Below are 13,771 nucleotides of genomic sequence, written 5' to 3'. Positions count from 1 at the left end.
GGCGCGCCTGGCTTACAGGTAGGCGGCCAGGCTGCCTTTCATTTTCTTGAGTGCGGCGGCTTCGATCTGACGGATGCGCTCGGCCGACACGCCGAATTCTTCGGCCAGCGTGTGCAGGGTGGCGCCCGAACCATCGTCATTGGCCAGCCAGCGCGCTTCGACGATGCGGCGCGAGCGCGGGTCGAGCTTGGCCAGAGCCTGTTCCAGCCCCTCGGACTGCAGGCGCGTGGCGGCCTTGGCTTCCAGCACCTGGGTCGGCTCGGTGGCGTCGGTCGACAGATAGGCGATCGGGGCGAACTTGTTGTCGTCCTCGTTGTCGCTCGGCGCTTCGAGGGCGATATCGCGCCCGCTCAGGCGGGTTTCCATCTCGATCACTTCTTCGCGCTTGACGTCGAGCGACTTGGCCAGCTCGTCGATCTGGGCCGGGCTCATCGCGTCCAGACCCTGCTTATTGCTGCGCAGGTTGAAGAACAGCTTGCGCTGGGCCTTGGTGGTAGCCACTTTGACCAGACGCCAGTTCTTCAGGATGTATTCGTGGATTTCGGCCTTGATCCAGTGCATGGCATACGACACCAGGCGCACGCCCTGACCCGGGTCGAAGCGTTTGACGGCCTTCATCAGGCCGATATTGCCTTCCTGGATCAGGTCGGCATGGGGCAGGCCATAGCCGAGGTAGCCGCGGGCGATCGACACCACCAGGCGCAGGTGCGACATCACCAGCTGCTGGGCAGCGGCGAGATCGTTCTTGTCGCGCAGACGGGTGGCCAGGTCGACTTCTTCTTCCTGCGACAGCATGGGCAGACGGTTGACCGCCGAAATATAGGCGTCCAGGTTGCCCAGATTGCCCGAAAAGCCAAGGCCCAGCGCACGGCTACCGGTAGGGACCAGAGCGGTTTGTGCAGACATCAGCATGTGTGGTTTCCTCGTCAAAGACAACGGTTGAATCTTGGTACAGCTTGGGTCTTACTGACCCTGCATTCATATATTAGCACTCTCGGCAGGTGAGTGCTAGTTGAAGTCCTTGATCGCGGCGATAGGCAGAGACGATCTCCTGCGTCCGCTCAATATGGGGCGCCGGCGGGCGATTTCAAGGCCTGATGCCAGCATGGCAGCGCGCATCGGCGCCGTCTGTGCGGCGCCGAACTTTCCATTAATGCAAGCGCGACAGGTGATGCCGTACGGAAAGCATCGCGCCGAGCAGGCCGAGTACGGCGGCCACGGCCAGCAGGCCAGCCAGACCGGCCGCGCCGAGCGGCGCCAGCTGGAATTCCGAGGCATACAGGCGGGCGAAGTCGGCAATGGCCGCATTCAGCGGCTTGAGCGCCAGGCTGACCGCGCCCAGGGCCACTGCCCCGGCCGCCAGACCGAGCAGGGCCCCGGTGTAATAGAAGGGGCGGTGGATGAAGCCGTCGGTGGCGCCGAGCAGGCGCGCCACCGCGATTTCCTCGCGCTGGGTCAGCACCTGCAGGCGGATGGTATTGAACACCACCGCCACCACCACCACGCCGAGCGTGGCCGCCAGCAGCAGCAGGCCGAGGCGCAGCAGGTGGAGCAGGGCGGCCAGGCGCTTGACCCAGGACGAGTCGACCTGGACCGTCTCGACCGCCGGCAGCGCGCGCATCTGCTCGGCATAGCGGTCGATGCTGGCCGCCTCGGCCGCATTGCCAAAGGCTTCGAGCTTGATCACATAGCTGTCCGGCAGCGGGTTCTCGCCCAGCGTGGCCAGCACATCGGACAGGCCGGAGCGCGTTTTCAGGCTCTCGAGCGCCTGCTCGCGCGGGTTGAACACGATCTTCGCCTTGTGCGCGCCGACGATCTGGCGCAGCGGCGCGGCCAGCGCCTGGGCCTGCTCGCGCGTGGCGCTCTGCTGGACGAAGACGGAAATTTCGGGGTCGACCGACAGCTGCTCCGACATCGGGCGCACATTGTCGAGCAGGGTCAGGCCCATGAAGGGCAGGGCCAGGGCGGTGGCGACCACCACCACATTGAGCACAAAACTGCCGGGCGCGCGGCGCAGGCTGGCCAGGGCGGCGCTCAGGGCAAAGCCGTGTTGACGCAACCAGCTTCTCATGCGTTGGCTCCCAGTTGCTGTCCATGCACGAGCTGAATCACGCGCCCGGCCTTGCCCAGCTCGCGCTCGTCATGGGTGGAAATCAGACAGGTCACGCCGGCCGCGTTGAAGGCGCGCAGGGCGTCGAGCACCTTGTCGGCGCTGGCACGGTCGAGGTTGGCGGTGGGCTCGTCAGCCAGGATGATCTGCGGCCGGTTGACGATCGCGCGCGCAATCGCCACGCGCTGCTGCTCGCCGCCCGACAGGGCCAGCGGCAGGCTTTCGGCCTTGCCCAGCATGCCGACTTTTTCGAGGGCGGCGCGGGCGCGCTGCTCGGCCTCGTCGCGCGCGGCGCCGGTCACGATCAGCGGCAGCATGGTATTGGCCAGCACCGTGCGGTCCTCGAGCAGGCGCTGCTCCTGCAGAATCAGGCCGAGATTGCGGCGCAGGAAGGGCAGGCCGGCGCGCGGCAGCTTGCCGATGTCCTGGCCATTGACGCGCACGGCGCCGCTGCTCGGGCGCTCGATCGCGGCCACCATTTTCATCAGCGTCGATTTGCCGGCCCCCGAGGGACCGGCCAGATACACGAGCTCGCCCTTCTCGATGGCGAAGCTGACATTGCGCAGCGCGTAGGCGTCGGCCGAATACTGCTTCGAGACCGCGTCGAATTCGATCATGGGCATGGGCGTTATCCGAGCAGGGCTTCCGCGAACTCGTCGGCGCGGAAGGGTTGCAGGTCTTCCAGCTGTTCGCCGACGCCGATGAAATACACGGGCACCGGACGGGCGCGCGCGATCGCGGCCAGCACCCCGCCCTTGGCCGTGCCATCGAGCTTGGTGATGATCAGGCCGCTCAGCTGGAGGGCGTCGTCGAAGGCCTTGACCTGGGCCAGGGCATTCTGGCCGGTATTGCCGTCGATGACCAGCAGGGTTTCGTGCGGGGCCCCGTCCATGCCCTTGCCGAGCACGCGCTTGATCTTTTTCAGCTCTTCCATCAGGTGCAGCTGGGTCGGCAGGCGGCCGGCCGTGTCGATCATGACCACGTCCATGCCGCGCGCCTTGCCCGACTGCACGGCGTCGAAGGCGACCGCGGCGGGATCACCGGATTCCTGCGACACCACGTGCACATTGTTGCGCGCGCCCCAGGCGATCAGCTGTTCGCGCGCGGCGGCGCGGAAGGTGTCGCCGGCGGCCAGCAGCACCGACTGCTGGTGCACCTGCATATGCTTGGCCAGCTTGCCGATGGTGGTGGTTTTGCCGGCCCCGTTGACGCCGGCGATCATCATCACCAGCGGGGCGTGGCGGCCCAGTTCGAGCGGGCGCTCGAGCGGACGCAGCATGTCGGCGATCAGGGTCTTGAGCGCGGCCTTGACCTGGGCGGCGTCGAGCAGCTTGTCGTCCTTGACCTTTTTCTTCAGGGCGTCGAGCAGGGTCTGGGTGGCTTCGACACCGGCGTCGGCCATCAGCAGGGCCGTTTCCAGTTCCTCGTACAGCGCCTCGTCGATCTTGGCGCCGACGAACAGCAGCGACAGATTGGACGAGGTCTTGGCCAGACCGGCCTTCAGGCGCTGCATCCAGGAGCGCTTGGGCGCGTCCTCGGCGGCCGGCTCCGGCTCCGGTGCCGGCGTTGGCGCAGGTGTCGGCGCAGGCGTCGGCGCGGGCGCCTCAGTCGGCACGGGAGCCGCCGTCGGGGCCGCGGTCGGCGCCAGCGTGGGCACAACAGGGGGAGGCGCCAGCGGTGCGGCGGCGACCGGCGCGGGCGCCTCAGTCGGCGCGGCGGTGGGTGCGGGGGGCGGGGTCTCGGGAACGGGGGGCTTTTTCTTGAAGAAGCTGAACATTGGCTCGGCGCGGCACGCGATAGGGATGCCCTTATTTTATCAGAGCCCTTGCCCCTGCCAATCGGCATTGGCGCGCCATTCCTGCAGCGTGCCGGCGACTTCGCCCAGATCCAGAATCCGCACGCCGGCCGGCAGCTGGCGCCGCGCCAGCCGGGTGCCGGCCCCGCCGGCCCACAGGCCGATGTGGGCGGGCAGGCGCTCGCGCAGCTGGCCCAGGGCCTCGAGCGTGGCGCGCTGCGGCACCGAGGCCGAAAACGACAGGGCCACCACGTCGGCCTGCTGGGCCTGGGCGGCGCTGGCGATTTCGCTGAGCGGGGTGGCCACGCCCAGGGAAATGCACTGCGCGCCTTCGAGCGCGAACAGGGCTTCGGCCATCAGCAGGCCGAGCGCATGGCGCTCCTGCGGCACCGTGGTCAGCAGGATGCGCGGGCGCTGGCCGCGGTGGCCCATTGCATAGATGGCATTGCGCAGCACCACCTGCAGCACTTCGGAAAACAGATGTTCCTCGAACACGGCCAGCTGGCCGCTGGCCCAGGCCTCGCCCATCAGCTGGGTCAGCGGGCCGGCCAGGCTGGTGACGAAGTCGCGCAGGCCGCGCTGCAGGGCGGCCTGGGTCAGGTAGTGGCGCAGTTCGTCGGTCTGGTGCTCGCGCACCAGGCGCAGGCAGTGCTGGATTTCAGGCGGGTCCTGCGGGCAGACGGCGGCGGCGGCCGGTTCGGCCAGGGCCTCGAGTTCGGCCGGGCTCATGCCCAGCAGCTTGCCCGGGCGGTGGCCGAGGTCGAGCAGGCGGCGCAGCTGGCGCAGGCGCTGCAGCTGATCGGCCGGGTAGACCCGCTCGCCATGGGCGTCGCGCTCGGGGCGCGGGAAGCCGTAGCGCCGTTCCCAGACGCGCAGGGTCTCCTTGGCGATGCCGGTCTCGCGCGCCACGTCGCTGATCGTGAAAACGGCGGAAGACTGGTCGGCGTCGCTCATGGGGCTGGTGTGTCCTGGACAAAATCCGATTGTAATGCACACGGGGCGCGCTGGGTAGAAATATTTGTCCATGACAAAAAACCGAAAAATAGTGCACAATTGAATTTCTACGCTAATTTGTCCAGGACAATATGATGAAAATCGCGGTGATTGGCGCCGGCATCGCCGGCATGGCAGCAGCCCGCCAGCTCCACCTGGCCGGCATGCAGGTCAGCCTGTTTGAGGCGGGCAGCTATTTCGGCGGCCACAGCAATACGGTGGATGTCACGGTCGAGGGCCAGCGCTTCGGCGTCGACACCGGCTTCCTGGTATTTAATGAGCGCACCTACCCGAACCTGATCGCCCTGTTCGAGGAACTGGGCGTGCCCAGCGTGACCAGCGACATGTCCTTCAGCGTCAAGCTGGAGAACGGGCTCGAATGGGCCGGCGCCGATCTGGACACGGTGTTCGCCCAGCGCCGCAATCTGCTGCGCCCGCAGTTCTGGGGCATGCTGCGCGACATCCTGCGCTTCAACCGCGCCGCCACCGCGATTGCGCGCGGCCTCGACAGCGGCGGCACCACGCTCGGCGCCTATCTCGACCGGCACGGCTACGGCGCCGCCTTCCGCGACTGGTATCTGCTGCCGATGGCGGCCTGCATCTGGTCCTGCCCGGTCGAGCAGATGCTGGCCTTCCCGCTGCTGAGTTTTGCGCGCTTTTGCGACAACCACGGCCTGCTGCAGCTGACCGACCGGCCGCAGTGGCGCACCGTGCGCGGCGGTTCGCGCGTCTACGTCGAGCGCCTGCTGGCCCAGCTGCCCGACAAGCGCCTGGCCACGCCGGTGCTGGGGGTGGCGCGCGTGGCCGGCCTCAATGGCGGCTTTGTGCGCGTGCGCCACACCGGCGGCAGCGAGATGTTCGACCACGTGGTGCTGGCCTGCCACAGCGACCAGGCCCTGGCCCTGCTGGAAGACGCGCGCCACGATGAGCGTAGCGTGCTCGGCGCCATCCGCTACCAGCCGAACCACGCCGTGCTGCACACCGATGCCAGCTGCCTGCCACGCGCGCGCAAGGCCTGGTCGGCCTGGAACTACGAGCGCGGCGGCCAGGACCAGCGGGTCTGCGTGCACTACCTGCTGAACATGCTGCAGCCGCTGCCGGTCGAGACCCCGGTGGTGGTCTCGCTCAATCCGGTCCACGCGCCCGACCCGCGTCAGGTGCTGGCCGAATTCGAGTATGCCCACCCAGTGTTCGACGACGGCGCCCTGGCCGCCCAGCTGCGCCTGGGCAGCCTGCAGGGGCGCGACCACACCTGGTTCGCCGGCGCCTGGACCGGCTATGGCTTCCACGAGGACGGCCTCAAGTCCGGCCTGGAGGTGGCGGCCCGCCTGACCGATCTGCATGAGGTGGCCCAGCATGCGGCCGCCTGAAGCCCAGCTGCTGGTCGGCCAGGTGCGCCACACGCGCCTGCGTCCGGCGCGCCACAGCTTCCACTATCCGGCCCTGTATCTGCGCCTGCCGCTGCGCAGCCTGGACGGCCAGGCCCTGCGCGTGCCCGGCTTTGCGCGCAATGGCTTCCATCTGCTGTCCTTCCATGACCGCGACCACGGTGGCCAGGACGGCGCGCTGCTGCCATGGATCGAGCAGCTGCTGCGCAGCGAAGGCGTGCACGATGCCGACGGCGAGATCTGGCTGCACTGCATGCCGCGTGTGCTCGGCTATGCCTTCAATCCGGTCTCCTTCTATTTCTGCGAGCGGGCCGACGGCAGCCTGCGCGCGATCGTCTGCGACGTCCACAACACCTTCGGCGAGCGCCATTGCTATCTGCTGGAGACCGGCGCGCCGATCGAAAACGGCCAGCAGCTGTTTGCGCGCAAGGTCTTCCACGTCTCGCCCTTCAATGAAGTCAGCGGCTTTTACCGCTTCCGCTTCGTGCGCACCGAACGCGGCGGCCATCCCGTGCACCTGGCCTGCATCGATTACGAAGATGCGGCCGGCGCCATCCTGCACACCAGTCTGACGGGCTGCGCGCTGCCCCTGCGCGGACGCCATGTGCTGGCGGCCTTCCTGCGTTTCCCGCTGCAGAGCATGTCCGTGCTCGCGCGTATCCACTGGCAGGCCCTGCGCCTGTGGATGCGGCGTGTGCCCTGGTTCCACAAACCCGCCCCACCGATCGAAAAGGTAAGTCGATGACCACTGAATCCCTGTCGCGCGTGCCCGCCCAAGATCCGCCGGCCGCCATCCAAATCGTCTTCAAGCTGCTGGCCCGCCTGCAGCATGGCGCCCTCGTGCTCGATACTCCGGACGGGCGCCAGCACCGCTTCGGCCAGGGCGCCCAGCCGGTCCAGCTCACCCTGCACGACTGGGAAGCCCTGCGCGCCGCCATGCGCTCGGGCGACATCGGTTTCGCCGAGAGCTATATCGCCGGCCACTGGGACACGAATGACCTGCCCGGCCTGCTCGAACTGCTGGCGCGTAACCGCCAGGCGATGGAAGACCTCGTGTATGGCAGCTGGTGGGGCCGCATCCTGTACCGCCTGCGCCACCTGCTGCACCGGAATACGCGTGCGGGCAGCCGCCGCAATATCCACGCCCACTACGACATCGGCAATGCCTTCTACCAGCTCTGGCTCGATCCCTCGATGACCTATTCGAGCGCCCTGTATGCGAGCGAGGACGAGCACGATCTGGCAGCCGCCCAGGCGGCCAAGTACGGCCGCATCCTGAGCGAACTGGCGCTCGAACCGGGCGCACGCGTGCTGGAAATCGGCTGCGGCTGGGGCGGTTTTGCCGAGACGGCCGCGCGCGCCGGCATGCACGTCAACGGCCTGACCCTGTCGACCGAGCAGCTGGCCTATGCGCGTACGCGCCTCGCCCAGGCCGGTCTGGCCGAGCAGGCCACGCTCGAACTGCGCGACTACCGCGACAGCGAAGGCGAATACGACGGCATCGCCTCGATCGAAATGTTCGAGGCGGTCGGCGAGAGCTACTGGGACAGCTATTTCGCCACCGTGGCCAAGCGCCTGAAAAGCGGGGCGCGCGCCTGCATCCAGACCATCACGATCGACGAGTCCCTGTTTGAGCGCTACCGCGCCGGCACCGACTTCATCCAGCAGTACATCTTCCCGGGCGGGATGCTGCCGACCCCGACCCGCTTCCGCGAGCTGGCCGAGGCGCATGGCCTGCGCGTGGTGAACGACTTCGGCTTCGGCCTGCACTATGCACGCACGCTGGCGGCCTGGCGGCGCAGCTTCCGCGCCCACCTGTCCGAGGTGCGCGCCCAGGGCTTCGACGAGCGCTTCCTGCGTACCTGGGAGTTCTACCTGTGCTACTGCGAGGCGGCCTTCCGTTCGCATAACTGCGACGTCTACCAGTTCACGCTGCAGAAACCATGAAGCGCCTCCTGGCCGCTGCCCTGCTGGCGCTGGCCGCCGCCAGCGCCCAGGCCCTGCCGCCGCCGGTGGCGGGCGAACTGGCGCGCCCGCGCCTGGCCGGGGAAGGGCGCTTCAGCTGGTTTGGCCTGGCCATCTATGAGGCCCGCCTGTACGTGGGCGCCCAGGGCTACCGCCCGCAGGCGCCTGAAGCGGCGGCCTTCGCGCTCGAGCTGCACTACCTGCGCAGCCTGTCGGGCCAGCGCATCGCCGAACGCAGCATCGACGAAATCGCCAAGCTCGGGGTCGGCACGGCGGCCCAGCGCCAGACCTGGCTGGCGGCGCTGCGCACCATCTTCCCCGACGTCGAGAACGGCACCCGCCTGACCGGCCTGTATCTGCCGCAGCGCGGCGCGCGTTTCTACCGCGGCGCCGATCTGATCGGCGAAGTGGCCGACCCGCTGCTGGCGCGCGCCTTCTTCGCCATCTGGCTCGATCCGGCCACCAGCGCGCCCGAGCTGCGCGCCCGTCTGCTCAAGGAGGCAGCCCCGCAATGATGAATCCACCCCTGCGCGACTGGATGGGCAAGCGCGTCTGGATCGTCGGCGCCTCGGCCGGCATCGGCGAGGCCTGCGCGCGCGCCCTGCATGCGCGCGGCGCGCGCCTGGCCCTGTCGGCCCGCAGCGCCGACGTGCTGGCGGAACTGGGCGCGGCCCTGGCGGGCAGTCTGGTGCTGCCGCTCGACGTGGCCGATGCCGACAGCGTGCGTGCCGGCGCCGACCAGCTGGCCGCCGTCTGGGGCGGCGTCGACCTGGTGCTGTTCGCGGCCGGGATCTACACGCCGATGCGCGCCGACAGTTTCGACCTTGGCACGGCCGAACGCATCCTCGATGTGAATGTGGGCGGCGTCTACCGCGTGCTCGACGCCAGCCTGCCGCTGCTGCTGCGCCAGGGCGCGGGCGGCATCGCCGTGATCGCCTCGGTGGCCGGCTACAGCGGCCTGCCGCGCGCGCTCGCCTACGGGCCGAGCAAGGCGGCGCTGATCAATCTGTGCGAAAGCCTCTACCTCGATCTGCACCCGCGCGGGATCGGCGTGTATCTGGTCAATCCGGGCTTCGTCGCCACCCGCCTGACCAGCGCCAACGACTTCCATATGCCGGCCCTGATGCAGCCGGCCGAGGCGGCCGAGGCCCTGCTGGCAGGGCTGGCGCGCGGCCAGTTTCACATCCATTTTCCGCGCCGCTTCAGCAATGTGCTGCGCCTGCTGCGGCTGCTGCCGTACCGTTTGTATTTTGCCTTGGTGGGGAGAGTCGCCCGATGATGGACGAATTGGTGCATTTCTACGAAACCCTGAGCCCGGCCAGCATCGACACCGGCCTCGATCGCGTGTACGCGCCCGAGGCGCGCTTCAAGGACCCGTTCAACGAAGTGCAGGGCCTGGCCGCGATCGCCGCCATCTTCCATCACATGTACACCCAGGTGGAGGCGCCGCGCTTTCGCGTGCTCGACCAGGCGCGCCATGGCGACGATGGTTTTCTGACCTGGGAATTTCACTTCGTCGGGCGCGCCCGCATGTGCATCCGCGGCGCCACCCATGTGCGCTTCGGCCCGGACGGGCGCGTGATCCTGCACCGCGATTACTGGGACGCGGCCGAGGAGCTGTATGAAAAGCTCCCCGTCCTCGGCAGCTTGATGCGCTGGCTGAAACGGCGCCTGCGCACCCCGCTTTAAGCCGCCTTCGCCTTCTCGGCGTTGGCGCGGATCGTGGCCAGCGTGGCCCCCGGCGTGATCAGGTTGCCGTCGTAGCGCAGCTCGATCAGGGCCGGCAGCGACTGTTCGCGCGTGTAGGCCAGCGCGCGCGCGAAAGCCGGACCGAAGGCCTCGGTGGTCTCGACCACTTCGCCCTGGCCGCCAAAAGCGCGCGCCAGCGCGGCGAAATCCGGATTGTGCAGGGTGGTGCCCGACACCCGGCCCGGGTATTCGCGCTCCTGGTGCATGCGGATGGTGCCGAACATCTGGTTGTTAAACACCAGGATGATCACGCCCGCCTTGTACTGCACGGCCGTGGCCAGCTCCTGGCCGTTCATCAGATACTCGCCGTCGCCGGCAAAGGCGACCACGGTGCGCGCCGGGTCGTGAATCTTGGCCGCCACCGCGGCCGGCACGCTGTAGCCCATTGCGCCCGAGGTCGGGGCCAGTTGGGTGCGCAGCGCGCCATAGCGGAAGAAGCGGTGCGCCCAGGTGGCGTAGTTGCCGGCGCCATTCGTGATGATGGTGTCGGCCGGGGCCTGGCGCTGCAGCTCCTGCACCATCTGCCACAGATTGAGCGGGGCGCCGGTGTCGCGGAAGATGGCCGGTTCGCTCTGCCAGGCCACCAGTTCGGCGCGCGCCTCGGCCACGCTGCCCTGCCAGGCGCGCGTGTCGACCGGGGCCATGGCGGCCAGCGCGGCGGCGAACTGCGGCATGCCGCTGGCGATCATCAGCTCGGCCTGATACACGGAGCCCAGTTCTTCCGGGTCCATGTGCACGTGCACCAGGCGCTGGCTCGGCACCGGCGCCTGGATGATGCTGTAGCCGCTGGTGGTCATCTCGCCCAGGCGCGGGCCGATGGCGATCAACAGGTCGGCGTTTTTGACGCGCGCGGCCAGCTTCGGATTGATGCCGATGCCAACGTCGCCCACGTAGTGCGGATGCTGGTTGTCGACCAGGTCCTGGAAGCGGAAGGCGCAGGCCACCGGCAGGGCATTGGCTTCGACGAAGCGCAGCAGATCGGCGCAGGCCTGGCGCGTCCAGGTGCCGCCGCCGACCAGCACCAGCGGGCGCTGGGCCGCGGCCAGCATCTGGCGCAGTTCAGCCATCTGGGCGGCGCTGGGCGCGCCCTGCACCGGCGTGTAGCGGCGCGTGTCGGCCACGGCGGCGCGGGCCGTCAGCATGTCTTCGGGCAGGGCCAGCACCACCGGGCCGGGCCGGCCGCTGGTGGCGACCTGGAAGGCGCGCGCGATGTATTCGGGGATGCGGTCGGCGCGGTCGATCTGGGCCACCCACTTGGCCATCTGGCCGTACATGCGGCGGTAGTCGACTTCCTGGAAGGCTTCGCGGTCCATGAAGTCGGAGCCGACCTGGCCGATGAACAGGATCATCGGGGTCGAGTCCTGGTAGGCCGTATGCACGCCGATCGAGGCATTGGTGGCGCCCGGGCCGCGCGTGACGAAGCAGATGCCGGGGCGGCCGGTCAGCTTGCCATAGGCTTCGGCCATGAAGGCGGCGCCGCCTTCCTGGCGGTTGATGATGAAGCGGATGTTCGAGTCGTGCAGGGCGTCCAGCACGTCCAGATAGGATTCGCCCGGCACGCCGAAAGCGGTATCGACGCCGTGCACGGCGAGCGCGTCGACCAGGATCTGGCCGCCGCTGCGGGAGGGGTGGGTCATGATGGTGTCTCGCAAAACAGGCTCTGCGCCATTGTACGAGGGCCCTCGCGGCGCGGGCTTTTCAAAAAACGACACTAACTTTCAGAATCCGCCGCAGGCTATAATGGCGGCGTGAAGTGAGCCAGACAGCCGCTGGCCGGGTCCGCAAGGGCCGGGCGGGAGGAAGGTCCGGACTCCACAGAGCAGGGTGACGGCTAACGGCCGTCCGCTGAAAGCCCGTCTTGACGGGTATAAGGCGAGGAATAGGGCCACAGAGACGAGCGTATTCAGTTACGGTGAAACGCGGTAACCTCCACCTGGAGCAATCCCAAATAGGCACGCGTTGAGGCGGCTCGCGGAGCGTGCGGGTAGGGAGCTTGAGCGCACCAGCAATGGGGCGCCTAGAGGAATGGCTGTCATAGCGCGCAAGCGCCGTAACAGAATCCGGCCTATCGGCTCGCTTCACATTTTGCATGCGGGGTCTTATGCAGAGCTATATTCTGGCGCTCGACCAAGGCACGACCAGTTCGCGTGCCATCCTGTTCAACCACGAGGGCGTCCCCTGCGGCAGCGCCCAGCAGGAATTTCCCCAATCCTTTCCCATGCCCGGCTGGGTCGAGCACGATCCGATGGCGATCTGGCGCAGCCAGCTGGCCTGCGCGCGCCAGGTGCTGGCCGAGCAGGGCGTGACGGCGCGCCAGCTGGCCGCGATCGGCATCGCCAACCAGCGTGAAACCACGGTGCTGTGGGACCGCGCGAGCGGCGCACCGCTGGCCCCGGCCATCGTCTGGCAGGACCGGCGCACGGCGGCCGACTGCGACGCGCTGCGCAGCGCCGGCAAGGCGGCCCGCATCCGCGCCAATACGGGCCTGGAGCTGGACCCGTATTTTTCCGCTTCCAAGCTGGCCTGGCTGCTCGACCATGTGCCCGGAGCGCGCCAGCGCGCCGAACGCGGCGAACTGGCCTTCGGCACTATCGACAGCTGGCTGGCCTGGCAGCTGACCGGGCGCCATGTCACCGACGTCAGCAATGCCTCGCGCACGATGCTGTTTAATATCCACCTGCTGCGCTGGGACCAGGAGCTGCTCGACCTGTTGAATATCCCCGACAGCCTGCTGCCCCAGATCGTCTCCTCGGCCGAGGAAATCGGCCCGACCCACGCCCACCTGTTCGGCGCGCCGGTGCCGCTGGCCGGCATCGCCGGCGACCAGCAGGCCGCCACCTTCGGCCAGGCCTGCCTGCGCCCTGGCATGGTGAAGAATACCTACGGCACCGGCTGCTTCATGCTGATGCAAGCCGGGCGCCACGTGCCGCACTCGGTCAACCGCCTGCTGGCCACGGTCGGCTGGCGCATCGACGGCGCCACCGACTATCTGCTCGAGGGCAGCGTGTTCATGGGCGGGGCCACCGTCCAGTGGCTGCGCGACGGGCTGGGCATCATCGCCCACAGCGGCGAGGTCGAAGCCCTGGCCGCCAGCGTGCCCGACAGCGACGGCGTGTTCCTGGTGCCGGCCTTCGTCGGCCTCGGCGCGCCGCACTGGGACCCGTATGCGCGCGGCACCCTGCTCGGCATGAGCCGTGGCAGCACGCGCGCCCATATCGCGCGCGCCGCGCTCGAAGCCATCGCCTACCAGAGCGCCGAGCTGCTGGCGGCCATGCAGAGCGACGCCGCCACCGCCGTCAGCGAGGTGCGCGCCGACGGCGGCGCCGCCCGCAACGACCTGCTGATGCAGTTCCAGGCCGATCTGCTCGGGGTGCCGCTGGTGCGCCCGCGCGTGACCGAGACCACGGCCCTGGGGGCGGCCTATCTGGCCGGGCTGGCGGTCGGCTTCTGGGAGACGCGCGAAGAAATCGCCGCCCTGTGGCGCAGCGAACGCGTGTTCGAACCGCGCATGGCGGCCGAGCAGCGCGCGGCCCGCATGGCCGAGTGGGCGCGCGCGGTGGCGCGGGCGCGCGACTGGGCTCGTCCGGACGAGCTTGCTTGAATTATTTCCCGCGCGCCCTGACAATCGCGCTGTCGCTGCATCCCGGCATTTACCTATCGAATCCGGCGGCCCACCGCGGCCGCGCCTATCCCGCTCGCATCCAGTAGCAAATACACAACTCCTTGCCGTCGAAAATTTTCGGCAATGAAAAACCCATGTGTATTGCTCAC

13 protein-coding genes and 1 other RNA gene are annotated in these 13,771 nt (G+C 68.4%); 8 read left to right on the top strand and 6 right to left on the bottom strand.

All coding sequences use genetic code 11. From position 1 onward, the window contains the following. Positions 1–12: 12 nt before the first annotated feature. The 5 genes from rpoH to LZ005_RS13450 form a co-directional block, all read right to left on the bottom strand. Positions 13–906, bottom strand: coding sequence for an RNA polymerase sigma factor RpoH (rpoH, locus tag LZ005_RS13470; protein WP_237808590.1), 894 nt, complete (start codon positions 904–906; stop codon positions 13–15). Positions 907–1,150: 244 nt separating this feature from the next. After that, positions 1,151–2,071 carry a permease-like cell division protein FtsX gene (gene ftsX / locus LZ005_RS13465; RefSeq protein WP_237808589.1) on the bottom strand — a complete coding sequence of 307 codons (921 nt, stop codon included), beginning with the start codon at positions 2,069–2,071 and terminating at the stop codon, positions 1,151–1,153. Further along, entirely contained in the window at positions 2,068–2,727 is a 660-nt protein-coding gene (locus LZ005_RS13460) for a cell division ATP-binding protein FtsE (RefSeq protein WP_237808757.1), read from the bottom strand. Before LZ005_RS13460 ends, ftsX begins: the two co-directional genes overlap by 4 nt. A gap of 11 nt (positions 2,728–2,738) precedes the next feature. Next, the gene (ftsY, locus tag LZ005_RS13455; RefSeq protein WP_237808588.1) at positions 2,739–3,887 is read right to left on the bottom strand and encodes a signal recognition particle-docking protein FtsY; all 1,149 of its coding nucleotides are present in this window, start codon (positions 3,885–3,887) and stop codon (positions 2,739–2,741) included. Positions 3,888–3,926: 39 nt separating this feature from the next. Continuing rightward, positions 3,927–4,859, bottom strand: coding sequence for a MerR family transcriptional regulator (locus LZ005_RS13450; protein ID WP_237808587.1), 933 nt, complete (start codon positions 4,857–4,859; stop codon positions 3,927–3,929). A gap of 134 nt (positions 4,860–4,993) precedes the next feature. Between LZ005_RS13450 and LZ005_RS13445 the strand changes: the two genes are divergently transcribed. The 6 genes from LZ005_RS13445 to LZ005_RS13420 are packed head-to-tail and all read left to right on the top strand — an operon-like array spanning position 4,994 to position 9,940. Beyond that, positions 4,994–6,268 carry an NAD(P)/FAD-dependent oxidoreductase gene (locus tag LZ005_RS13445; RefSeq protein ID WP_237808586.1) on the top strand — a complete coding sequence of 425 codons (1,275 nt, stop codon included), beginning with the start codon at positions 4,994–4,996 and terminating at the stop codon, positions 6,266–6,268. Continuing rightward, the gene (locus LZ005_RS13440; protein ID WP_237808585.1) at positions 6,255–7,031 is read left to right on the top strand and encodes a DUF1365 domain-containing protein; all 777 of its coding nucleotides are present in this window, start codon (positions 6,255–6,257) and stop codon (positions 7,029–7,031) included. Before LZ005_RS13445 ends, LZ005_RS13440 begins: the two co-directional genes overlap by 14 nt. Then, entirely contained in the window at positions 7,028–8,233 is a 1,206-nt protein-coding gene (locus LZ005_RS13435; RefSeq protein WP_237808584.1) for a cyclopropane-fatty-acyl-phospholipid synthase family protein, read from the top strand. The genes LZ005_RS13440 and LZ005_RS13435 overlap by 4 nt, the downstream gene beginning before the upstream one ends. Beyond that, complete coding sequence (locus LZ005_RS13430) at positions 8,230–8,766, top strand: chalcone isomerase family protein (protein WP_237808583.1); 537 nt, start codon at positions 8,230–8,232, stop codon at positions 8,764–8,766. The genes LZ005_RS13435 and LZ005_RS13430 overlap by 4 nt, the downstream gene beginning before the upstream one ends. Beyond that, positions 8,766–9,530: an SDR family oxidoreductase gene (locus LZ005_RS13425; protein ID WP_237808756.1), complete on the top strand. Its 765-nt coding sequence runs from the start codon at positions 8,766–8,768 to the stop codon at positions 9,528–9,530. The genes LZ005_RS13430 and LZ005_RS13425 overlap by 1 nt, the downstream gene beginning before the upstream one ends. Further along, entirely contained in the window at positions 9,527–9,940 is a 414-nt protein-coding gene (locus LZ005_RS13420; RefSeq protein WP_237808582.1) for a nuclear transport factor 2 family protein, read from the top strand. Before LZ005_RS13425 ends, LZ005_RS13420 begins: the two co-directional genes overlap by 4 nt. Here the strand turns inward: LZ005_RS13420 and LZ005_RS13415 are convergent. Further along, complete coding sequence (locus LZ005_RS13415) at positions 9,937–11,637, bottom strand: thiamine pyrophosphate-binding protein (RefSeq protein ID WP_237808581.1); 1,701 nt, start codon at positions 11,635–11,637, stop codon at positions 9,937–9,939. The two genes, LZ005_RS13420 and LZ005_RS13415, sit on opposite strands and share 4 nt — an antisense overlap. A gap of 113 nt (positions 11,638–11,750) precedes the next feature. Between LZ005_RS13415 and rnpB the strand changes: the two genes are divergently transcribed. Together rnpB and glpK are read left to right on the top strand one after the other, a co-directional pair. Then, positions 11,751–12,084, top strand: an RNA gene (rnpB, locus tag LZ005_RS13410) — RNase P RNA component class A. A gap of 17 nt (positions 12,085–12,101) precedes the next feature. Beyond that, a complete protein-coding gene (gene glpK / locus LZ005_RS13405; RefSeq protein ID WP_237808580.1) occupies positions 12,102–13,601 on the top strand; it encodes a glycerol kinase GlpK in 1,500 nt (499 codons plus the stop codon). The last annotated feature ends 170 nt before the right edge of the window (positions 13,602–13,771 follow it).

It is taken from the genome of Massilia sp. TS11 (genome assembly GCF_022012445.1).
Taxonomy (GTDB): domain Bacteria; phylum Pseudomonadota; class Gammaproteobacteria; order Burkholderiales; family Burkholderiaceae_D; genus Telluria.
This window is presented reverse-complemented; position numbering and strand designations above follow the sequence as displayed.